At 42.8% G+C, this 22,472-nt stretch carries 16 protein-coding genes and 1 other RNA gene; 7 read left to right on the forward strand and 10 right to left on the reverse strand.

The window, feature by feature from the left end:
- Nucleotides 1-41: 41 nt before the first annotated feature.
- From gloB to ffs, 7 genes are all read right to left on the reverse strand, one after another.
- Entirely contained in the window at nucleotides 42-821 is a 780-nt protein-coding gene (gene gloB, locus JFC07_RS00465) for a hydroxyacylglutathione hydrolase (RefSeq protein WP_068405252.1), read from the reverse strand.
- Between the two features lie 132 nt (nucleotides 822-953).
- Nucleotides 954-2,786 (reverse strand): extracellular solute-binding protein, encoded by a 1,833-nt coding sequence (locus tag JFC07_RS00470; RefSeq protein ID WP_198327864.1) that lies wholly within the window; start codon nucleotides 2,784-2,786, stop codon nucleotides 954-956.
- Nucleotides 2,787-3,031: 245 nt separating this feature from the next.
- Nucleotides 3,032-4,141: a 3-phosphoserine/phosphohydroxythreonine transaminase gene (gene serC, locus JFC07_RS00475; protein WP_068405250.1), complete on the reverse strand. Its 1,110-nt coding sequence runs from the start codon at nucleotides 4,139-4,141 to the stop codon at nucleotides 3,032-3,034.
- Between the two features lie 147 nt (nucleotides 4,142-4,288).
- Nucleotides 4,289-5,197: a hypothetical protein gene (locus JFC07_RS00480; RefSeq protein WP_068405247.1), complete on the reverse strand. Its 909-nt coding sequence runs from the start codon at nucleotides 5,195-5,197 to the stop codon at nucleotides 4,289-4,291.
- Nucleotides 5,198-5,258: 61 nt separating this feature from the next.
- A complete protein-coding gene (locus tag JFC07_RS00485; protein ID WP_198327813.1) occupies nucleotides 5,259-8,285 on the reverse strand; it encodes a M48 family metalloprotease in 3,027 nt (1,008 codons plus the stop codon).
- Nucleotides 8,286-8,335: 50 nt separating this feature from the next.
- Nucleotides 8,336-8,932 carry a LemA family protein gene (locus JFC07_RS00490; RefSeq protein WP_102076295.1) on the reverse strand — a complete coding sequence of 199 codons (597 nt, stop codon included), beginning with the start codon at nucleotides 8,930-8,932 and terminating at the stop codon, nucleotides 8,336-8,338.
- 208 nt (nucleotides 8,933-9,140) lie between these two features.
- Nucleotides 9,141-9,237: signal recognition particle sRNA small type (ffs, locus tag JFC07_RS00495), an RNA gene on the reverse strand.
- Between the two features lie 297 nt (nucleotides 9,238-9,534).
- Between ffs and JFC07_RS00500 the strand changes: the two genes are divergently transcribed.
- On the forward strand, nucleotides 9,535-10,251 hold the full coding sequence (locus JFC07_RS00500; RefSeq protein WP_198327814.1) for an SIMPL domain-containing protein: 717 nt from the start codon (nucleotides 9,535-9,537) through the stop codon (nucleotides 10,249-10,251).
- A 115-nt stretch (nucleotides 10,252-10,366) separates the two neighbouring features.
- On the opposite strand, the gene JFC07_RS00505 is transcribed toward JFC07_RS00500, so the two are convergent.
- Together JFC07_RS00505 and glnA are read right to left on the reverse strand one after the other, a co-directional pair.
- Nucleotides 10,367-11,185, reverse strand: coding sequence for a DUF4124 domain-containing protein (locus JFC07_RS00505; RefSeq protein WP_198327815.1), 819 nt, complete (start codon nucleotides 11,183-11,185; stop codon nucleotides 10,367-10,369).
- Nucleotides 11,186-11,379: 194 nt separating this feature from the next.
- The gene (gene glnA, locus JFC07_RS00510; protein ID WP_068405236.1) at nucleotides 11,380-12,789 is read right to left on the reverse strand and encodes a type I glutamate--ammonia ligase; all 1,410 of its coding nucleotides are present in this window, start codon (nucleotides 12,787-12,789) and stop codon (nucleotides 11,380-11,382) included.
- Nucleotides 12,790-13,462: 673 nt separating this feature from the next.
- Between glnA and JFC07_RS00515 the strand changes: the two genes are divergently transcribed.
- From JFC07_RS00515 to JFC07_RS00535, 5 genes are all read left to right on the forward strand, one after another.
- Nucleotides 13,463-14,086, forward strand: coding sequence for an anthranilate synthase component II (locus tag JFC07_RS00515; protein WP_102076345.1), 624 nt, complete (start codon nucleotides 13,463-13,465; stop codon nucleotides 14,084-14,086).
- Between the two features lie 120 nt (nucleotides 14,087-14,206).
- The gene (gene trpD, locus JFC07_RS00520) at nucleotides 14,207-15,325 is read left to right on the forward strand and encodes an anthranilate phosphoribosyltransferase (RefSeq protein WP_102076347.1); all 1,119 of its coding nucleotides are present in this window, start codon (nucleotides 14,207-14,209) and stop codon (nucleotides 15,323-15,325) included.
- 117 nt (nucleotides 15,326-15,442) lie between these two features.
- Nucleotides 15,443-16,330: an indole-3-glycerol phosphate synthase TrpC gene (trpC, locus tag JFC07_RS00525; protein ID WP_198327816.1), complete on the forward strand. Its 888-nt coding sequence runs from the start codon at nucleotides 15,443-15,445 to the stop codon at nucleotides 16,328-16,330.
- Nucleotides 16,331-16,406: 76 nt separating this feature from the next.
- Complete coding sequence (locus JFC07_RS00530) at nucleotides 16,407-17,138, forward strand: Smr/MutS family protein (protein ID WP_144296233.1); 732 nt, start codon at nucleotides 16,407-16,409, stop codon at nucleotides 17,136-17,138.
- 135 nt (nucleotides 17,139-17,273) lie between these two features.
- On the forward strand, nucleotides 17,274-17,906 hold the full coding sequence (locus JFC07_RS00535; protein WP_198327817.1) for a DNA-3-methyladenine glycosylase family protein: 633 nt from the start codon (nucleotides 17,274-17,276) through the stop codon (nucleotides 17,904-17,906).
- A 59-nt stretch (nucleotides 17,907-17,965) separates the two neighbouring features.
- On the opposite strand, the gene JFC07_RS00540 is transcribed toward JFC07_RS00535, so the two are convergent.
- Nucleotides 17,966-19,924, reverse strand: coding sequence for a mechanosensitive ion channel family protein (locus JFC07_RS00540; RefSeq protein ID WP_227678161.1), 1,959 nt, complete (start codon nucleotides 19,922-19,924; stop codon nucleotides 17,966-17,968).
- A gap of 391 nt (nucleotides 19,925-20,315) precedes the next feature.
- Here JFC07_RS00540 and JFC07_RS00545 point away from each other — a divergent pair, with 391 nt between their 5' ends.
- Nucleotides 20,316-22,250, forward strand: coding sequence for a TonB-dependent receptor plug domain-containing protein (locus tag JFC07_RS00545; protein ID WP_198327818.1), 1,935 nt, complete (start codon nucleotides 20,316-20,318; stop codon nucleotides 22,248-22,250).
- The last annotated feature ends 222 nt before the right edge of the window (nucleotides 22,251-22,472 follow it).

The following is a 22,472-nucleotide window of genomic DNA, read 5'->3' on the forward strand; positions in this document are numbered from 1 at the left end:
ATTTAGATACAATCGCTTGAAGTGAGGACACGCCCTAGCATTTAGAAGTTATTTTTAAGCTCACGTAATGCGGCAAATACTGTCAAAGACTTGTCATCATCGATAGTGACTTTAGACCTCACCCCTGCTATCACACTGGGCTCTTGCGTGCGTAAAAACACGTTGATTGCGCGCTCGTGTTCTAAAATGACTGGCAATGTCGGGATACCTTGGGCGGTTTTTTCTTCTGCTTGCGCAAGCGCTTGCTGCATCGCTTCATTGGCAGGTTCAATAGATAAGCCAAAGCGTAAGTTGCTGGCAGTATATTCATGGGCTGGATACAGCAGCGTCTCAGCTGGCAAGCCATTTAAGCGCTTAAAGCTCTCATGCAATTGCTCAATCGTGCCGGTAAAGACACGTCCGCAACCGGCACTAAATAAGGTATCACCGCAAAAACAATGCTTTTGTCCATCGATATCTAAGATATACGCCATGTGGCTTGCAGTATGACCAGACACATCCCACACTTGCGCGGCACAGCCCCACGCACTGACCGTACTACCATCTTTGATAGCCTGATCTTCATCGACGTTATGCTCTGTATGCGCAACCAAATGCGTCATCGGATAAGATTCTTGTAGCTCGGCAACACCGCCGATATGATCATGGTGATGATGCGTGGTCCAGATAGACGTCAGCTCCAAGCCATTTTCTTCTAAATAAGCGATAACTGGCTCGGCTTGACCCGGATCAATGACAATCGCCTGCTTATTATTTTCATTAATGAGTGTCCAAATATAGTTGTCATTGAACGCTTTAATGGGGTGAATACGAATACTCATATAAAATCCTTAGCAGTGATTGTCTTTATTACTGATGTTTTTTATTAAATTTTAAAAACCAAATGAAACGAGATTTTATTTACTGGTTTAAATGATAATTTTTAAATAACTGTTTTGAGCCATTATCTTAAACTATTGCTTTAAGTATCGATTAACACGGGCTTCCGCTTCTTTATCTGACCACCAATAATCGATACCGATCGCATTGGTCGGCAGTTTTGCCGTATGCCGATATTGATTCCAGTAGGCAACATTGGTGCTAGATTTGCCATATAAAGGGACTAAATAATGTCCTGCCCGTAGCAGGCGATCAAGTACGTGCGTATATAAGACAATCTCATCGCGACTTTTAGCATCGCCCAGTTTTTTAATAACACTGTCAATCGCAGGGTTTTTAATACCGATGGTATTGGCGTTACCCGCTTCATCGGCGGCAGCACTGCCCCAAAAGCCCACTTGCTCCGCGCCAGGCGATAAGCTCTGGGCAAAGATGTCGACCATCATATCGTAGTCAAATCGGCGCACACGTTCATAATATTGTGGCCCATCGACTTGGCGTAAGGTCGCATCAAAGCCCAAACGCTTTAGGTTACGAATATAAGGCAACAATACCCGCCCCATGGTTTCACCCGTCATCAAGATCTCAATCTGAGCAAGCTTACCGTTTGGCTGATACAACTTCATATCTTGATAATAAAAACCAGCCTCTAGCAATAGCTGCCGCGCCTCTAACAATCCTTGACGATTAAAACCGCTACCATCGCTGGTTGGCAATCGCCATTCCGTCAATACCGCTTGCCGCTGAATTGGTTCAAGCTTGGTTAGCAATGGTTTTAATACCTGCATCTCAGCCGCAGATGGCGTGCCAGTTGCTGCTAGCTCTGAGCCATGAAAAAAGCTTTGTAAGCGCTCATATTGGCCATGGAATAAAGTTTTGTTCATCCACTCAAAATCGTAAGCTGCCGTCAATGCTTGGCGAACGCGAATATCTTGAAAGATGGGACGTCGCATATTCATGACTAGACCTTGCATTGGTACTGGGTTTTCGCTGCTTATAGTTTCTTTATAAATCAAACCTGCCTTGACTGCAGGAAAGTTATAACCCGTTGCCCAGTTCGACGCTTTATTCTCAGGGCGAAAACGATATTGCCCAGATTTAAAACCCTCAAAAGCAATCTCATCACTTTGATAATAGACAAACTTAATCATATCAAAATTATAACGACCGCGATTGACCATCAAATCACGGCCCCAATAATTGGGATCACGCACATATCTGACCGCACGCCCCGCATCGACGCGGCCAAGCTTATAAGGACCACTACCCATGAGCGGCGTCAATGTTATTTTTTCAAAATCTGTATCAATCGAGGATTTAGCAAAAATAGGGAATTGCCCAACCGTTAATAATATCTCTTTATTATCATCAGACTTAAAAACAAACTTTACCCGCTGCTTATCGATAATCTCAATGTCTTTAATATCGCCCAAATAGCTGCGGATATACATCGGACCTTTAGTCAATATCGCATCATAAGTGGCTTTAACATCATGACTGGTCACGGGCGAGCCGTCCCAAAAGCGCGCAGCAGGATTAACATGGTAAATAATCCAACTGGTATCGTCAGGATCATAGGTGACTTTATCAGCCAGCTGCGGATACATGGTAAAGGCTTCATTGAGGGAGCCCGTCATCAAGGTATCGTACAGATAGTCGGTGCCAACCATCGCCACGCCTGTGGTCATCCATTTATTGGCCGCATTAAAGGTGCCGCGTGCATCTAGCGACAGCGTACCACCTTTGGGCGCCTTTGGATTGGCATAAGGCATATACGGTACATCAATATACTCAGTGGTACTATTATGCCCAAGCGCAGTCGTGGTGATTGGCGCTGCGATACTAACAGGTATCCAGCTGACCGTAATGACAAGCAAGACGGCTTTTAGCATAGAGTCTTTTAGCATCATGACTATGTAATACCCCTCATAACGACCCTCTACTCTAAACCAACTGGGATAAAAAATGCGCGACTGACGACAAAATACATAATTGACGAAATTTTATCATAACAAATTTAGGTTTTTTAACCTAATGCTTTGCAGCGTTAAGGTTGCTACATGACGGATTATGCCGCTTAAAAAACACTAATACGCATAAAAAAGACGCAGCTCATAAAAGTTGCGTCTTTTATTTTAAAACCTGTGCTAACTTAAGCGTGCTTTTTTTCAAAGTCTATCATAAAGTCAACCAACTGCTGTACCCACTCTAATGACACTGCATTGTAAATACTGGCGCGCATACCACCAACATCGCGGTGACCTTTTAGGTTCATAAGGCCCGCCGCTTCCGACTCTTCTAAAAACACTTTATCAAGGCTGCTGTCCGCTAAGGTAAACGGCACATTCATGATAGAGCGATATTTGGGGTCAACTGGATTGCTATAAAAGCTGCTGTCATCGATGGTTTTATACAGCAAATCCGCTTTTTGCTGGTTGATTTTGCCGATAGCAGCGACGCCGCCCTGCTCTTCTAACCAATCAAACACCAGCCCTGCTAAATACCAAGAATACGTCGCTGGCGTGTTTGACATCGACTCTTTTTCCGCCTGATGTTCATAGTTCATCAGTAGTGGGCACCATTCACTCGCTTTGCCCAATAAATCTTCACGGATAATCACGATAATCAGACCTGCTGGCCCGATATTTTTTTGCGCACCGGCGTAAATCATGCCAAATTTAGAGACGTCAATGGGCTGTGACAAAATGCAAGAAGACATATCGGCGATAATTGGCGCATCGACTTGTGGTGGCTCAAAAATCTGCAAACCATGAATGGTCTCATTAGCGCAGTAGTGAAAGTACGCCGCATCTTTACTCAGGTTCCAGTCGCTTTGGGCTGGCACGTCGGTAAAATTACTGTCTTTACCCGTTGCCACCACATTAACCTCGCCTAAACCTAATTTAGCATAGCGCTGTGCTTCTTTGACCGCTTTACCAGACCAAGTACCCGTCGTTAGATAGTCGGCGCGGCCACCATTTAACAGATTTAATGGAATCGCTGAAAACTGTAAGCTGGCACCGCCTTGTAAAAACAGCACTTTATAGTTATCTGGAATGTCCATGAGCGAGCGCAACTTGGCTTCCGCTTTTTCGGTAATTGCGATGTATTCTTTACTACGGTGACTCACTTCCATGACCGACATACCGCGTCCCTGCCAATCAAGCAACTCTTCTTGAGCGCGTGATAAGACGGCGGTCGGTATGGTGGCAGGTCCCGCTGAAAAATTAGGTACACGGTTAGGAGCGGCTTTAGTGGTCATAATTATTATCCTAAATATGATGAAATCATCGTGGTTATTAAAGGTTAACTGTTAAAGGTGAATGTTATCGTTATCTTTTACTCTCTGTCGTAGTAGTCGTAATAAGTCGTAGTAGTCGTAATAATAGTAAGTGGCAAGCCTTTAATTCTACTTTGATAACTGCTCCCAAAGCTGACGTTTAAGTTTGCTATCTTTAAGCATCTCATCGAGTGTGGGCACAGTAGTCAAGTTCGGATGCTCAAGGCCGTCAGGTAATACGGTCAATGCCGCCACTTTTATCTCTTCGCGACGACCAATCTTAAACACATATCCTGCAAGGCTGGCATTGGCAAGCTCAGCGGTATCCATACCTTCACAAATAGGAAATGAGGTCGTCTCACAGCTGATAGATAGCGCTTGGGTGATATTCTGCCACAGTTTTTGGCTGTCATTATTGAGCGCTTGGATATCAACCAAAATTACCCAATCGCCATAGCGACCACCTTGTAAATCAAAGGGTGCTACCTTTTTAAAGCTTTCCTCTTGAAAGCCCTCTTTGTTCAAACCACTGTCTTTAAAACTGCCATCTTCAAAGCTTGCAGTATCATTTATGTCATCAAGAGCAGTTTGCTGAACGGCCTTATTTGCAAGTGAGGTAACGGCGGGCTTGGAGATATCAGAGGTAGTCGAGTCAAAATGATAGATGACGGGGCTTTGTTGGTCAGAATGACTTAAACCTGTCTCATTAGCGTCATCATAATAATGATTAAGAGGCTCATCATCTACCACATCGGCTATGGCATTAATATTTGGAGATGTAATATGAGAAGATTCATTATTCGAAAATTCTATGCTTGGCTGTTCAGTGCTTGTTGTAGAAGCAGTAGCATTAGAATGAGATGCAACAATGCTAGCGTTAGCTATAACCGCATCAGGCAAGGCAGGCGCAGAAATATCAGCGATACTCAATGTTTCAGAGCTCGGCTGCACCCACTGATTGATACCCATCATCGCTAAAATCTGGCGCTGCTGCATACGATGCTGCAATACAATTAGCGGGTCTTGGACATCACTCATGCTTATTTACTATCCTACTTGTCTAAAATGGATTTACAGCTTTTATTGTCAATTAATCTGCTCAAAAAAGCTGCCGAACGCCTAGCCAATGATTGGCAAGCTCGGTCAAGCAATCATACTCATCTTGACTAACTATCGTATCGTGTAACATCACTGTATGCAACGTGCTCAGCCATTGCCGGTAATCATTATAACCATAAGGCTTATTAGTAGTCGCATTATAATCTATTTGAGCGTCGCCCTGTTGTCTCTGTCGATAATTATCATCACCTTTGGCTTGAGAATCAGACGATTGACTGGCAGGCGCTATAAAAATAGGTACGGCTGCTATTAATGCTAATAATTGAATACTATTTAGATTTTGCGCAGTCAATAATAGCCATTGCAAATTTGCCTCACTAGCGGCAGCTAAATCAATATCAAGCAAACGTGCATGACGGCGTAAATCTACAAGATAATGAGCAACGCTAACACTATTATAGCTGAGCACTGAGCTATGTAATTCGCTATCTAGTGCGGATATTATCTGCCCTTTGGCATCCTTTGATAAACGATACGCCAATAAAGTAAGCATGGTTTTTGCGACAGCATCAAAACCATCAAATACCTGTCCTGACGGGTCAAGCTGAGCATAAATATCATCCGTGCCAGCGTACAATACTTGCTGCCATTGATAGTATGGATATTGAGGGTGAAGATGCGACTGAACCTGTGTATCGTTTAATATGGCAGATAATATAGGCAACAATTGCTGCAGCTGTAGCGCCTGCCTTAACGCTAAAATCGAAGGCGACCGAGACAACCGAGAGCGCGTATTCTCTAAAGGATTTAATAATGATTGAGGCTTATCAATAGAATCATCATTATCTATAGTATCAGCAAATTTTTGGCTTAGATCAGCCGTAAGTAAGTTTTCAAACAGCTCAATGATACCTCGCTGATAGCGCACTAGCATCGTCCGACACTTTTTTTGCTGCACGTAATGTTGATGATCTTGATTACGATAACTGGCTTCATATTTTAAGCGCAACTCATCGATAGCAATTTCTGATAAATTATGCTGGCGTAGTTGCTTTAGCGCCAATGCAATCAAAGCACTGTCTAAGCGCCGATCAAGATTTGCCACTGCCGTTAATAATTTGTGATCTATCGTATGCGGTAAAACTCGCGTGTCATTTATATCGACTTTAGTTTCAGCAGAAAACCTCTTATCCTCATCAAGCCCAAGCCAGATATCAGTTAAATCATAAGTTGCTGTTGTTGACAGCACAGAGCCCTGATGACAAAGTAGCACGGCTTCAATCAAAGCCTGCGCCCCTAGCGGGTGATAACTGTGATTGAGCACATACTGCGGTAGCGATACCTTTTGTATATCTTCGATACCAATCAAGGTATCTGATGGCAAATCACTATCAGGTTTAGCTCGCCACGGCTTAAGCAGCTGATGAGTACCAATATCTTCTGCTTGCACCTGCAAACGCCCATCAATAACAATATCTTGCTCTACAACAAACTCAAGCCCGTTATCGCCTTGCGATTCGTTCTGCATTTCACTAGTAGAAAAGGTAGCGATTTCTTTTTTAATAGCATCTTTTTTAATCGCATCTTCGTCAATAACATCATTGAATTTATTATTAATATCTTTATCAGCGAATTTATTTTTACTTAGGCTATTTGCTACTATCACACCCCAATCACCCAAGCAGCGCTGCTCATAAATTTCTTTTATCTTTTGCTGATTGAGGCGTTTTTCTTTAGCCACTTGCACAGCGAAATCATGATAAGCGTTGGCATTGATGGCACTCATGCGCTCGCTTAAACTTGGATGCGTGGCAAACCATGATACGTCACCCAAATCGGCACCACTACTGGCAAAGAAAAAATGACTTAATCCATTGATATCGGCGATGGAAGTTAAGCGCGAACCAAGCGTATCTTGGTGAATGGCCTTTAAAGTTTCCATAATAGCCGGCGAACGTGTCAGCTGCACACTGGTCGCATCGGCAAGTAACTCGCGCTCACGATTAAAGCTGTGTTCAATCAGTTGCGCACTGGCCATACTAGAAAAACTCAATCCATGTATTAATAATGTCCAGATATTACGCGACGCTTGACTATTGAACTTATCATTATGTTGTAGCCATCTTGACTGACTCTTAGCTGAAGATTGCTGGCTTTGCGACTGGTTTTGCCAGTAGGCGACCCATTCGCTATGCGTGGTAAAGTTTGCTGTCTGCGCTTCAGTGCGACGCGCATGGCTATCGATTACTTTTTGCGGTAAAGGGTTGCTTTGATTGACCGCACTATTAATAAAAGAGCCATCAAAATAGTTTTGCTGCTTGTTTTGCTGAGTGTTTTTATGACTGACTTTATAACCAGAACCAAAATTATTAATAGAATCACTCCAGTCATAGAGTAATTGCAATCCTGCTAACACCACCATTAGCTGTAAATTAAACGTCGCATCACCATGTAAGATATGGCCATACTCGTGCCCTATTAGCCCGTATAGCGCCTCATCAGATAGCTTATCGAGGGCGCCTTGGGTGACGACGAGTACCATATCTTGGCTATGGCGACCCGCCACAAAACCATTAATGCCTTGCTCATCAGGCAACACATATAAAATTGGCATTCGCAAACCTGAAGCAATGGCTAGCTGCTGGGCAATCTCATAATAACGCCGATAAACAGGCGGGAAATCCCGCTCATCACGCACGGCAATCTGGCGGGCACTAAAGCGAACTTTTGATACAGGCTGATGCTGATGGGCAACTCCTTGGCTATGCTCCCAAGTGTCTTGGCTGTGGTCGATAAACAAGCGCACTGCACCCACACGTTGGGCAATCGCCCGACCACCTGCTTTTAAGCGTCTATACTCTAAAAAACTACCAACGACAAAGCTACCGATTGTCCAGACAGCAACCAGTATTAATACCCAATGATAAATGCCACCGGTAAATAGCGTGAGCAGCAGCGCCATAACCCCAAGTGCTACAGCAATATGGGCAAAGACAATCAGAAAAAATAACCCATAAAGCAACAAGCTGCGCTGAGTACGGCTACGCTGTGCACCAAAAAAATCCATCTATGTATTTTACCTAACCATAACTAACTGCATTTAATATGATACAAATATCAGCCCATATCGACGACAGGTGCTTGAGCAATGAGTTTTCTATCTTCAAAGACCAATGGGCTAAGTGGACGAAAGCCAAAGGTTGTGCTGACAAGATTATTGGGAAATACTTCGCGATCATTGTTATAAAACATCACGCTGTCATTATAATGCTGACGGGCAAAGCCTATGCGGTTTTCGGTGTTGGTGAGCTCATCCATCAGCTCTTTAATCATACTGTCCGCTTTTAACTCAGGATAGGCTTCTACGACCGCTGAGAATTTCCCCAAGGCTTTTGACAACATACCCTCTGCTTTGGCAAACAACGCCATATGTTCAAGCGAATCTGGCTGATGCTTAGTAGAATCTTGCAGACTCTGAGCATGATTACGCGCATTAATCACACGGGTCAGCGTTTCTTCTTCATGGCTCAGATAACGCTTGGCGGTTTCGACCAAATTTGGAATCAGATCGTGACGGCGCTTGAGCTGCACATCGATTTGCGCAAAGCCATTTTTTGCTTGGTTGCGGGCACGTACCAGCTTATTAAATACCGACACCCCAAACACCACGATCAATACCACCACTGCAATGAATAGCCAAACGAACATTTTCATTATCAGACTCCAAAAGGTTTTTTGTTCACAATATTGTTATTAAAGGTTACTACATTGTATTTTAACCCATATATTTTGTTTGAAGTTTAAAATCAGACGAAATGCAGGCGAAAAAAAAGCCCTTTACAATGAAGGGCTTATTATGAGGTTTGACTCGTTTAAAGCGATATAGCAGGACTATCAGCAAATTTTAGGCAAAAAAAAGCGACTCCATCAGCACATCCTCGGCACACATTATAACTATTACCGTTGCTACCTTCCGGTCCTGGCGGGATTCATAGAACAATGTTGCGAGGCTACCAATGGAGCCACCAGTTGCAGATTATACAAGATTTTTTTATTATTACAACCCCCATTGTCAAACTGTTTGCTTTAGGCGATAAACAACCTTATCAGTACTACGTGCAAGCGACGATGCGGCCAAATCTAAACAGCAACTTAAATCACAAAATTCTCATAGCAAATTGTTGATTTTTTGCTATTTTAGTCAGGGTATGTTGCATAAAAAACAATACAAAAAATACTCATATGAGAATGAGTTTTCTGATCATATCCCTCATACGACTATGATGACCATTACGAGCAATAATTAGGAGATAACCATGAAAAACACTTGGATGAACAAAGCCGCACTTGCTACGGGTACCGCCGCCCTACTAACAGCGATGATGGGTAGCGCCCATGCAGAACCCACAGGTTATGATCAGCTGACCTTTCAGACAGAAGTCAAAGAGGAAGTCCAGAACGACGAAGTTCGCGCCACTATGTATAAAAAAGCGCAAGCATCAGATGCTAAAAAGCTAGCGACCACGCTTAATACTTCGATCAATAACGCGATGAAAATCGCCAAACGCTACCCGAGCGTGACAGTCAGTACTGGCCAGCAGCGCACCTATCCGCGCTACGACAAAAATGACAAAATCATTGGTTGGACAGGACAAGCAAGTATCGACTTAAAGAGTACGGACTTTGTCGCCACCAGCCAGCTGATTGCAGACTTACAGCAAACCTTAGTCATGGAGAATCTAAACTTTGGGGTTTCAGATGCTAAAAAAGATGCGCTCGAACAAAAGCTTATGACCGATGCTTCACGCGCCTTTCAGCAGCAGGCTAAAAACCTGACCCGTGCATGGGATGCGCGCGGCTATCGTGTGGTAAACGTTAACTTAAATACCAACAATAATAATTACCCTCGCCCTATGTATAGCATGAGAGCCGAATCAGCTGCTATGGATAGCGCTGTCCCAAGCCAAAATTTTGAATCGGGCAATAGTACCATTTCAGTCACTGCCAATGGCACGATTGAGTTGTCTAAATAAGATAACGACGGTTATAAAAAATGGTTTTTAACAATAAGGGCAGCCACTGATTCAGCGACTGCCCTTATTTTACAGCTATATTTTTATTATTAACACTTAATCAAGAGATTCAAGGTTATTTCTTTATCGGTTCTTCAAGGGTCATGGGTTTATCAGCTATTGGCTTAGTAAATGACAACATATTGGGCTGCTTGCCATCTTGACGCAGTTTTAATAACACTTTTTGGTGCCAAGGTAGGCGCTGATACGCCAACAGCTGCTCTGCTAATTTCTTCTTTTTTTGCAAGGTTTGGGTATTTTGAATGACATAAACGGTACGCTCGACCTGTTTTGCTACCTGCCCTTTTTTATTTTTTATCACCGCTTTGATATTATGCGCACCCGGTAGAATATCAACGGTGGCAATCGAAGCGCTCAAACCCTGCGCCACTTCGTTACCATCTAAGTAAATGCTCACGCTATCGCCTGCTTGTAGTGCTGGTTTTACTTGCACCTTGACATCGATGCTTTGTACCGGACGATGATACGCCCGCTCTTCGCTAGGCTCTGTTATCGTCAGCTGATAATTAATGGGCGCTTTATTAGCGGTTGTGTCACTATTAGCAGTGGTGCCAGTTGTGTTAGCAGCAGGTGCTTGAGTAGTATTGACAGGCTGATTGTTGGCATTGTTGGTTTGACTAGAACTATTTGCACCCACACTGTCGCTGCCAGTCATGACGCTGGTTTGGCTAATTTGTTTGCCAGCCTGCTGTTCGTAGTTTTGCGGACGGTCGGTAAAGGTCACTTGACCGGTCTTTTCATCGACAACTTTATAAATAGCAGCGGCATTTGTCATCGGCGCGTAAAGACTGGCGGTGCTGATAATCAAACCTGTTAATAGGCTTAGCGACAACCCTTTATTTAAAAAAACAGTACTTTTTAATGATGAGCTCATAGTCAATCAGCCTAAAGCAATTTGTTATTAATATATAGATGCAACCATTATGCGATATTTTTGCCATTAAATCAGCAATGACTACACACTAAATTTAACAATTAAACGTCCACTTTAATTACCCGCAAAAAACCAGCTAAATATAATTTAGCTGGTTTTTCTTATTTAAAACAATTGAGCCTATTAATTATTAATTAGCAGCTATAGTACAAATCAAACTCAACAGGATGTACGGTGATATTGACGCGCTGCACTTCTTCTTGTTTCAGCGCGATGTAAGCTTCTAGCATCTCTTTAGTAAACACATCGCCTTTTAATAAGAACTCATGGTCATCTTTTAACGCTTGTAGTGCCACCTCTAAGTTTTCAGCAACCGTTGGAATGAGTGCTTCTTCTTCTGGCGGTAAGTCATATAAGTTTTTATCAGCGGCTTCGCCTGGATGCATTTTGTTTTGAATACCGTCAAGACCTGCCATCAATAACGCCGCAAACGCTAGGTATGGATTGGCTGCTGGGTCAGGGAAACGCGCTTCAACACGTACCGCTTTTGGGCTACTAACGTGCGGGATACGGATAGACGCCGAGCGGTTAGACGCTGAGTACGCAAGCTTGATAGGCGCTTCATAATGCGGCACAAGACGCTTATAGCTGTTGGTCGATGGGTTGGTAATGGCATTTAAAGCACGGGCATGTTTGATAATACCACCGATAAAGTATAGTGCGGTTTCTGACAAGCCCGCATATTCATCACCTGAGAAAGTATTGACGCCGTCTTTTGAGATAGAAATATGCACGTGCATACCAGAACCGTTATCACCAACGATAGGTTTTGGCATAAAGGTGGCGGTTTTGCCAAATTGATGGGCGACGTTATGGACGGCATACTTTAGCTTTTGTACTTCGTCTGCTTTACGAACCAAGGTATTAAAAGCCACGCCAATCTCTAACTGGCAAGGAGTCACTTCATGATGATGGACTTCGATACAACCTTCGCCAATCATATCTTCGATACGCTCGCACATCACTGCACGCATGTCTTGTGAGCTATCAACCGGTGGTACTGGTACATAGCCGCCTTTGACGCGTGGACGGTGCCCCATGTTGCCCCATTCATAGGCTTTATTGGTTGACCAAGCGGCTTCTTCAGCGACGATTTCATGGCTAACACCAGACATATTAACCGACCATTTTACTTCGTCAAAAACAAAGAACTCAGGCTCAGGACCAAAAAAAGCGGTATCACCAATACCCGTTGATTTTAAGTATTCTTCGGCACGGCGAGCAATAGAGCGCGGATCACGGTCGTAGCCTTGTAGCGTTGATGGCTCGATGATGTCACAAGTCACCACCACAGTAACTGCGTCAAAGAATGGGTCGATAAAGGCAGTTTCTGGGTCAGGACGCAAAATCATATCTGAGGCTTCAATACCCTTCCAGCCAGCAATCGATGAGCCGTCGAACATTTTGCCATCTTCCATCACTTCTTCATCAACGCTGTGCGCTGGGAAAGTCATGTGTTGCTCTTTACCGCGGGTATCAGTAAAACGAAAATCAACCCATTTAGCGTTGGATGATTCGATAAGATCAAGTAATTTGTTCGACATGGAAAGTTTCCTTTATGGTTATCGTGGTAATAAAATTGAAACGTGGAATGAAAATTTTAGACGGAAAGTTTTTTTAAAAGTTATTTTTTGCTTAAAGCGCAGCTGATTTTCTGGCGTTAAGCTTTAAGTATTTTTATGAGCCAAATAAATGCAGGTGCTATTTTAGCAACATCTGGCCGATAATGCTGAACTCTTCAAATGCATCTTGGTAAATAATATTACATCGCTTTAATAGCGAGCTATTCACACCTATAAGAATTGCAGCTACCATGCCAACTCATCTTCGAGCCATCAAGTTTTTAAAACTTCCAAAAGCTGAAAGTAATAATTATTTATAATAAATACAAACATTTACATAATATAAATCTTTTATATTAAAGCGTTATTTGCATAGCAATTATTATGTCTAGCTAGCAAACTCAAAGATTAATATATTAAATAACGTCCCATAACAGTGCAAACTTTAGAAGTTTTAACTTAGTAATGCACCTCTATAGGGCATTTATTGCTATCAGCGTGCAACGGCGCTACGTTTGATAGATAACGAAATAGTGTTAAGATAACAGCGTTTAAAATCACATCGCTGTTGAACCTATTAAGTCAAAGATACTAAGCTAAAAACACCAAGCTCAAGACACTAAGTTAAAGTTAAAAAGACTAAGTTGAACAAATAATGATTTTGATGATCGATAATTACGACAGCTTTACCTACAATATTGTACAGTACTTCGGTGAATTGCAGCAGGACATCAGAGTTTGGCACAACGATGAAATCAGTATTGATGAGATTAAAGCACTTGCGCCAGATGCCATTGTTATTGGTCCCGGCCCCTGTGACCCTGACAGTGCTGGTATCTCGCTAGAGGTGATTGCGACCTTTAAAGGCATTATCCCGATATTAGGCATTTGCTTGGGTCATCAGGCAATCGGCCAAGCCTTTGGCGGTAAAATCGTCAAAGCAAGTGCAGTCATGCATGGGCGGTTATCGGCTATTTATCATAATGGTCAAGGCGCTTTTACCAACTTGCCAAATCCAGCCCAGTTTACCCGTTATCACTCATTGGTGATTGAGCAGGCAAGCTTACCCGACTGCTTTGAAGTTAGCGCTTGGACTCAAAATGCTGATGGCAATATCGAAGAAATTATGGGCATTCGTCACCGCGAGTTTGCAATTGAGGGCGTACAGTTTCATCCTGAGTCGATTTTAAGCGAAGCGGGTTATCAGCTACTGAATAACTTTTTACAAACGCATCAATTAGCAGTTTTGTCCTCAGATAATTTACCAAAAGTAGGATAAGCGCTTTAAAAGACGAACCCACTTTTTAATCCAATGAATGTATTTAAACGACAACTATAAAAGATAATAATAAGTGAGAATATTATGACCGCTGCCGCTATGCAGGACAAAAAATCAATCATGAATCAAGATAAGCAAAGCCTGCAAAATGCTGAGAGCATCAATCAGCTGCCAGATGAGAGTATTCATAAGCTTCTGACCACCGCATTAGGCAGGATTTTTCAGCATATTGATTTGACCTTTGATGAGATGTATCAAGTCATGCTCATCATCATGCAAGGCAGATGCAGCGATGCCATGATGGGCGCGATTTTGACGGGCCTGCGGATGAAAGGCGAATCCATCGATGAGATTACGGCTTCAGCCAGTGCGATGCGTGACTTAGCTGCCAATATCAGCCCAAAAGACTGTCATTATATGGTCGATATCGTCGGTACTGGCGGCGATGGCGCTAACTTATTTAACGTATCGACAGCCGCTGCCTTGGTCGCAGCCGCAGCAGGGGCACAAGTTGCGAAGCATGGTAACCGCGGCGTTTCGACCAAATCTGGTAGCTCAGACTTACTTGAGCAAGCCGGTATTAGCCTAACCTTGACACCAGAGCAAGCGCAGCAGTGTATTGAGAATCAAGGGATTGGCTTCTTATTTGCACCCAACCACCATAGCGCAATGCGTTACGCCAATCCGGTACGCCGTGAGTTAAAAGCGCGGACGATTTTTAATATCTTAGGTCCACTGACCAACCCTGCTGGCACGCCAAATCTGGTCATCGGCGTCTTTACCGCCCAGTTATGTGAGCCTTTGGCAAAAGTGATGAAAAATCTGGGCGCGCGTCATGTAATGGTGGTCGGTGCCAAAGATGGTTTGGATGAAATCAGTCTTGCAACTTCAACCACGGTAGCCGAGTTAAAAGACGGTGAAATCTCTGTTTATGAGATGATGCCAGAAGATGCGGGTGTCGAGTCACAAACCTTAATTGGCCTTGATGTCGATTCCCCATCACAGAGTCTTGAGCTGATTCGTGCCGCTTTATCAGGTGAAGATACTAATGACCGCGCTGTTCTAAAAGCCCGTGATATGATTGCCTTAAATGCCGGAGCTGCGATATATACCGCAGGACTTGCCAGCAACTATCCGAATGGCGTGAGCCGCGCCCAAAAAGTCATTCAAAATGGTGACGCTTTGATTAAGCTTGATGACTTAGCCAAATATACGCAGCAATTAGCTGACCAAGCTTAATAAGCTAAATGCCTAAAATTAATAAGAAATACGTGGCTCATAACCTTATTAATCGCAACTATGTATGCAGCCTTAATTTATTACCCTAATTTTTTTACCAAATAACGGAATATAGCCATGACCGCCAAGCCAAAATCAGACACCGCGATTCCTTCAGTGTTGCAGCGTATCGTCGCCACCAAACATGAGGAAGTTGCTGCTGCTCGGGCGGCAGTATCGCTTGAGGCATTAAAGTCTCAAGTTGCTGCTGATACAAAGCCCCGTCGCGGTTTTGCCAATGCTTTACGCAGCGCCGATATTGGTGTCATTGCGGAGATTAAGAAAGCCTCGCCGTCTAAAGGAATTATTAATCATAACTTTGCGCCTGCAGAATTTGCTAAGCAATACGAACAAGCGGGAGCCAGTTGTCTGTCGGTGCTCACCGACCGTGATTATTTCCAAGGAGATGACAGCTACTTAATCCAAGCGCGCGAATCTTGCAGCTTGCCGATATTGCGCAAAGATTTTATGGTAGATATTTATCAGATTTACCAATCTTACTTAATGGGCGCTGATTGTATTTTATTGATTATGGCCTGTCTTGATGACGCGCAAGTACAAGAGCTGCATGCGCTAAGCATTGAGCTGGGTATGGATGTGTTGATTGAAGTTCATACAGCAGATGAGCTTGAGCGTGCGCTACAGTTGCCACGTTCAGCGCATAATATTTACGGTATTAATAATCGCGATTTAAATACCTTTTATGTCGACTTACAAACGACGCTTGATTTAAAAAACACCCTGCTGCGCGAATTAGCTATCGATGATGCCCTCGCTGCCAATCCTAATGACCGTCTAGAACGGCCGCTTATTGTCACCGAAAGTGGCATTCATAGCAGCCATGATATTCGTCTGATGCTCAATCATGATATTCAGCACTTTTTAATCGGCGAGCAGTTTATGAAGACCGAGCATCCAGGGCAAGCGTTACAATCCTTACTTGCGAGCGTCGCAGCACAGGCGTAAAGTAAACCACATCTATTTTATGTACGATATAAATCATTAAATCACTCATTCACTCACCAACGATACGTTAATTATTATGTCAAACTCTCTATTTTCAAAAGAAATGCAAGACCAATTAAAAGAACTTAAAGGGCAACTGAGTAAAGGTCGCGATACCAATTCACCAGAAGGTGAAAATGAAAAGCCAACCGAACCTGTCTCACTCTTGACCCAAAAACAAGTCAAAAAAACGGTCAAGCAATTAGATAGCGAACATATCGACGACGATAAAGTGCTATTTATGCAAGCGATGCATGGCGTCAACCAGCTAAAAGACAAAAACGTGCGCACACCTGCCAACGCCTCTAAAGCAGGTAAGCCTGACGCTGCAACGCTTTCAAAACGTGCGGCTGCTCAAGGGAGCGAAGCTGGTGATTTGGGCGCAGGCTTGTCAGATATGCAAGCGCTATTAAATCCTGTCGCCGGCGAAGCTTATTTGTCTTATAAGCAGCCGACCTTACAAAACAAAATCTTTGATCAGCTTAAAAAAGGTAAGCTACGCTGGTATGATGCGGTAGACATCCATGGTTGCACCATTGAAGAAGCGCGCGATGCAATGACCCAACTGCTCAGCCAAGCCAAGCAAAACAATGAAACTGTGGTAAAAATCGTCCATGGTAAAGGTTCTGAGGCTATTTTAAAAACCTGCGTCAATGGTTGGTTACGTCAACTGCCAGAAGTACTGGCATTTTGCTCGGCTCCGCCGAAAGATGGTGGCAATGGTGCGGTACTGGTACTACTTAAAAAGACCAAGACCGATAAAGAATAAAATTATAGATCGAAAAAAAGGACTGCCACCATGCAGTCCTTTTTTATATCAAAGGTTCACCCTCTCGTTTTGTAGTCGCGCTTTGATAAATCTTCCTATCATTTTGCTGCATATTTTTTAGTAAGTGATTTCTCTATGAATATACAAATCATCGAAAACAAACAAGAATTAAAAGCACATATCAACGCTTTGATTGCTCTCGAACCAAGATTTGCGCCTGTTTATGAGCAAGTGGGTGTGCCTGATTTACGCCATAACGCGGGCGGCTTTACGCAAATAATGAGAGCGATGGTTGGACAGCAGTTATCAGTCGCAGCGGCAGCCAGTATATGGCAACGCTTGGTAGAGGCAGGTTTGACGACGCCATCAGCGATTCGGGCAGCGACAGACGAGGATTTACGGGCGCAGGGGCTCTCTAAGCAAAAAATTCGTTATACGCGCTCTTTGGTCGAGCACGATATAGATTTTGCTGCCTTAACAACCCTACCCGACGACGACGTTATCGATACCCTGACTGCTGTGGTTGGCATTGGACGCTGGACCGCTGAGATGTATCTGCTATTTTCGTTACAGCGCGCTGATGTGCTGGCAGTTGATGATCTAGCCATTAAAGTCGCAGCGATGGAATTGTTAGATTTAGAAGAGCGCCCAACGCCAAAACAATTAAAAAACCTGACCCAAGATTGGTCACCGCACCGTAGCGCTGCCAGCTTATTGTTATGGCAATATTATGGTTTTTTACGTCAAAAAACTGCTATCCCTTTATAAGCCATAGCTTTATAAATAAAACGTTCAATAAACCTTAAGCAAAATAACCACACAAAATATTAAGGCTGATTCCATATAGAAAAACCAAATTTCTTTTTGGCGTGTTTAAACTTACCTTTTTTTAACAGACGATGTTTATGCCTTTGTAGTTTTTGCTTTTTAGTGGTGTCTTTACGAGCCTCTTTTTCACTCGTCGCACTGTCAGCGTTTTTATTTAAATCAAGCGCCTTTTGCTCATCAGCAGGATGGGTATTGGCATCAGTGTCTGCTTCACTCGCATCACTTGCGTCCACTACTTCGTTTATCGAATCATCAGTCACGGTTTCTAGCTGAGGTTGTGGCTCAAGCTCGGCTTGATTGACAATCAGCTGCTGCGTTGGCAGCGCATGCTCGACATCGTATTTTTTAACCAGGGTCAACACGTCGACCAACAAGTCATCTTGCTTACGATAAAACTCTATCGAGTCGACAGCATTAATATAAGCGCGCAGTTGAATGACGTAGCAGTCTTGGCGCAGCTCTGAAATATTGGCCTGATTCCACTCCTGATTGGTCAGCTCGTGCTCGTCCAAAAATTGATCTAATTTTTTGACCATCTTAAAGACCACATCGATATCCGCATTGCGTTTGATATATAAGTTATGCAAAAAGTGAAACATATCCCGCGAGGTATAGTTTTCAATTTGCATCGATGAAAAATCACTGTTAGGCACCGTCACAATCGTCCGGTTCAGTGTGCGCACCCGTGATGAACGAATACCAATATCAATCACCGTACCTGCTTGGTTGCCGAAGCTACAATAGTCGCCGATGCGTACTGGCGAATCTGCCACCACCACCACACTGCCGACCAAGTTCTCAATCGTCTTTTGCGCACCTAGTGCCAAGGCTAAACCACCGACCCCTAATGCGGCAATCCCTGTGGTCAAATCAAATCCTAAATTTCCAAAAATGACAATAACCGCAAAGATTAATAATAGCGCTTTGACCACCTTGCGCATCAAACCCAAGATAGAAACTCGCTCGGTATAGTTTTTCTTATAACTTAAATTGACCGCACGGGTAAATATAGAATCAATAACCCGCAGTAATAGCCATGTCGTCGCTACCCAAGAGGCAATGTCGGTAAAGCGCTTAATTGGTTCACGCAGTGTCACTGATATACCGGCATATACCATCACCTCGGCCAATATCAGCGCCGTGATAACGACGGTCAGTGGCAATATCACATTATTAGGTAAAGGTAACGTCTCACCTCGTAGGCGAGGATAAATCAGTTTTAATAAATAATAGAGCAGCCAAACCACGATGTAAGTAAAAATAAAACTACTGACTATAATGGCTAATGCCGCCAATATATCAGAAATCTGATAACCAAATAGCTTTTTACCATCTAATGAGTCAATGGTGTAGCGCGAAACCAGCGTCGGCTGATAATTCTCTATCACTTCTGGTATCGAGCTTAGGGTATCGTTTGAAAACTGCCAATATTGCTCGCCTTGCTTAGAGGCTACTCTTTCGAGCACCAGCGGCACGCTCTTATCACCCACATTAATCACGCCGACGTTTTCTTGGCTTGGCGGTAGCTGATCGCTTAAATTTCCCTCAGGCGTATTGTTAATTTGCAAATCAGGCTGAAAACGCCCGCCCGCATCGAGTGCTTGCTTAAATTGGCGCACCACAGTGGTTGGATTATCAGACTTGGATAAATTTAGATAATTACTGGCCAGCAGATAGTCGTTATCGCCCAATGCTTTAATAAAGCCTTGTACAGTATGGCGCGGCGTGTCACGTCCGAAAGAATCAGGGGTCGAAGTGTTGGCCACCTCTTCAGTTTGACCACCCACGCCCAATATACTGGCTTCGGCAGCAAGCGCACCATGTGAAAAAATGGCGCTTAATGCACTCACTATCATCGCAAACAAAAACACCGTTATCATGAGCGGCGTTTTTGTTTTTGAAGATGTAAATGATGAAGATGTCGCAGTACGAGCACTCAGATGACGCTGAATAGACAAAACAAACCTCTTAACTTTATGAATGGCAGCACAAAAAAATAAATGAAATTTGCCACTATAATAGCAATTATTAATCACAGCAATGCGTTTGATTGCATGTTTTTATTACCGTTTAGAATAGGACCTGCTTTTAATGCAGTTGATGCTCATTGAAAGAGCTAAAAAAATACTAGAGATAGCGAAGCAACCTAGACAAACTCCTCGTTCATCATGAGCACCACTCAGCGTATGCTGAATAAATATTAGGACAAAGTAGTTTATAAATGTGCTGGTTTTATAGATAATAACCTTATGTAATATTCGTATTACTTTTTGTAATTTTTTACTTTTAGGCTCTCGCTTCTGTAACTTTTTACTTTGTTCAACTTGTCATTCAATTTTGGAATTCAATATGGCTTTATCACGTTCATCTTCGACCACCTATCTGCGGTTATGTATCTTAAGTGCTTTAGGCGTATATGCTATGAGTGCCACAGCAGCGACTGTTGATAGTAGCGTTATCAATCACAGCGAGCTGCCACAAGTTGAGCTTGATAAAATTGTCGTGACGGCGACGCGGACGCCAACTAAGACCAGTAATGTCATTGCCCAAACTCGCGTGATTGATAAAGAAGAGCTACAACGTTATCAAGGTCAGACAGTATTAGAAGTTTTAAAGCGCCAGCCTGGTTTTAGTATTAAGCAAGATGGTGGCATGGGTAGCAGTAGTAACTTTTATGTGCGTGGTTATGATAGCAAACGTGTACTGATATTACTTGATGGCGTACGCTATGGCTCAATGTCCACAGGTCAGCCTGCTTTAGCATTATTACCAACAAGCCAGATTGATCGCATTGAAATACTATACGGAGCATCAGGCTCTAGTATTTATGGCTCTGATGCCATGGGCGGAGTTGTTCAAATTTTCACTAAAGGTAGCGATGTTCAACAAAGCAACTTTTCTGTCATTGCTGGCGTTGGTTCACACGATCATTACGTTTACGGTGCTAGTGCACAGTTTGCAAGTGCTCAAGGCAGCAAACTTAGCCTATCGGCTAGTCGTAACCAAACTAAGGGAATTAGTGCCCTTGAATACCAATCTGGTAATAATAAAGATGATGATGGCTTTAAAAGCAATAACTTTGCACTAAATGCAAGCATTCCTCTAACACAAAATATTAGCATTGGTGCAACAGGTCTTTTTGCCAAATCAACGACTGAATTTGATGATTTTAATAATAGCGCCGATGCAGAAATCGAGCAGGAAAACGGTGCTGTATCCGCATTTTCACAATACGAAAACGATAAGCTGACAGTACGCTTATCAGCAGGTCAGAGTTTGGATAAGTTGGATAATAAAGTTGGTGATGAATTTGAAACCAAACAGAAACAGGTTAACTTGTTAACCACCTATCAGTTACCTATAGGACAAGTACAGGCTGGTGGGGAATGGCTAAAGCAAGAAGTAGACATCAATGATAATACGCCTGCTAACGGAGTCGATAGCTATAAAATTAATGAACGTAAAATAAATAGTGGTTTTTTGGGCTATCAAGTTAATGAAAGTAGACACGACTTTCAAGCGAATGTACGTTTTGATGATAATTCTCAATTTGATGATGAAACCACGTTTGGTTTAGGCTATGCTTTTAAACTAATGCCTAACCTGCGTATTGGTACAAGCTTCGCTACGGGATATAAATCACCTTCTTTAAATGACTTATACGTTGAAAGCTCATATTATGTACCGAATGAAGATTTAAAAGTTGAGAAAAGCAAAAACATAGAGTTATTTGTTGAATCAAACACCAATTTTCAAAATACACGGTTAACTGGCTTTAATGGTGATGTTGATAATCTCATTAACAATGAATTTGACGAAGCTACTGGAAAATTCCAAGCACGTAACGTGGATGAAGCTAAACTGTCAGGCTATAGCTTCACCTCGGACTGGCAATTGAGTAATGTTCTATTTGGTGGACATTATACATATACAAATGCCGAAAATCGTTCGGAAGTCAATAAAGGTAAACAGTTAGTATTTCGTCCTGAGCATACTGGGCTTATTTACGTAGGCTATCAAGCAACTGATTTCGATATTCGTACCGAAGCCGAGTATATTGGCAAGATACATAACTCAGCAGACAATAGTACTTTTATGGATGACTATACACTACTTAATATTAGTGGTAATTATTACCTTAGCCCAAATCTAACATGGACAAGCCGCATCAACAACTTAACTAACGTAGATTACTCAACTAATGAAATTTTTGGGGAATATGGTTCACGTTACAACCAAGATGGTATCAACTTCTTCACCTCACTCACCTATAACTGGTTTTAAGCTTATTTGGTAAGAACCAGAACTTATATATAAATAATCAAGGCTATCGATCGATGGCCTTTTTTATGACGCAAGCACTTACGATTTTCCGCAGCCAATAGGTGACAAATTAATCACCATCAATTACAATAACGACCTCCGAGAGGTGTTGCACCATAATAAATCTTATTGCATATAAGCTTTATCGCTTTGCAAATCATTTGTTATGTTAGGCTCGGTTAA

It is taken from the genome of Psychrobacter faecalis (assembly GCF_016107575.1).
GTDB classification, from domain to species: domain Bacteria; phylum Pseudomonadota; class Gammaproteobacteria; order Pseudomonadales; family Moraxellaceae; genus Psychrobacter; species Psychrobacter faecalis.

Coding starts and splice junctions, on each gene's coding strand:
- gloB (WP_068405252.1), bottom strand. CDS start 821: ATGAGTATTCGTATTCACCCCATTAAAGCGTTCAATGACAACTATATT.
- JFC07_RS00470 (WP_198327864.1), bottom strand. CDS start 2,786: ATGCTAAAAGACTCTATGCTAAAAGCCGTCTTGCTTGTCATTACGGTC.
- serC (WP_068405250.1), bottom strand. CDS start 4,141: ATGACCACTAAAGCCGCTCCTAACCGTGTACCTAATTTTTCAGCGGGA.
- JFC07_RS00480 (WP_068405247.1), bottom strand. CDS start 5,197: ATGAGTGATGTCCAAGACCCGCTAATTGTATTGCAGCATCGTATGCAG.
- JFC07_RS00485 (WP_198327813.1), bottom strand. CDS start 8,285: ATGGATTTTTTTGGTGCACAGCGTAGCCGTACTCAGCGCAGCTTGTTG.
- JFC07_RS00490 (WP_102076295.1), bottom strand. CDS start 8,932: ATGAAAATGTTCGTTTGGCTATTCATTGCAGTGGTGGTATTGATCGTG.
- JFC07_RS00500 (WP_198327814.1), top strand. CDS start 9,535: ATGAAAAACACTTGGATGAACAAAGCCGCACTTGCTACGGGTACCGCC.
- JFC07_RS00505 (WP_198327815.1), bottom strand. CDS start 11,185: ATGAGCTCATCATTAAAAAGTACTGTTTTTTTAAATAAAGGGTTGTCG.
- glnA (WP_068405236.1), bottom strand. CDS start 12,789: ATGTCGAACAAATTACTTGATCTTATCGAATCATCCAACGCTAAATGG.
- JFC07_RS00515 (WP_102076345.1), top strand. CDS start 13,463: ATGATTTTGATGATCGATAATTACGACAGCTTTACCTACAATATTGTA.
- trpD (WP_102076347.1), top strand. CDS start 14,207: ATGAATCAAGATAAGCAAAGCCTGCAAAATGCTGAGAGCATCAATCAG.
- trpC (WP_198327816.1), top strand. CDS start 15,443: ATGACCGCCAAGCCAAAATCAGACACCGCGATTCCTTCAGTGTTGCAG.
- JFC07_RS00530 (WP_144296233.1), top strand. CDS start 16,407: ATGTCAAACTCTCTATTTTCAAAAGAAATGCAAGACCAATTAAAAGAA.
- JFC07_RS00535 (WP_198327817.1), top strand. CDS start 17,274: ATGAATATACAAATCATCGAAAACAAACAAGAATTAAAAGCACATATC.
- JFC07_RS00545 (WP_198327818.1), top strand. CDS start 20,316: ATGGCTTTATCACGTTCATCTTCGACCACCTATCTGCGGTTATGTATC.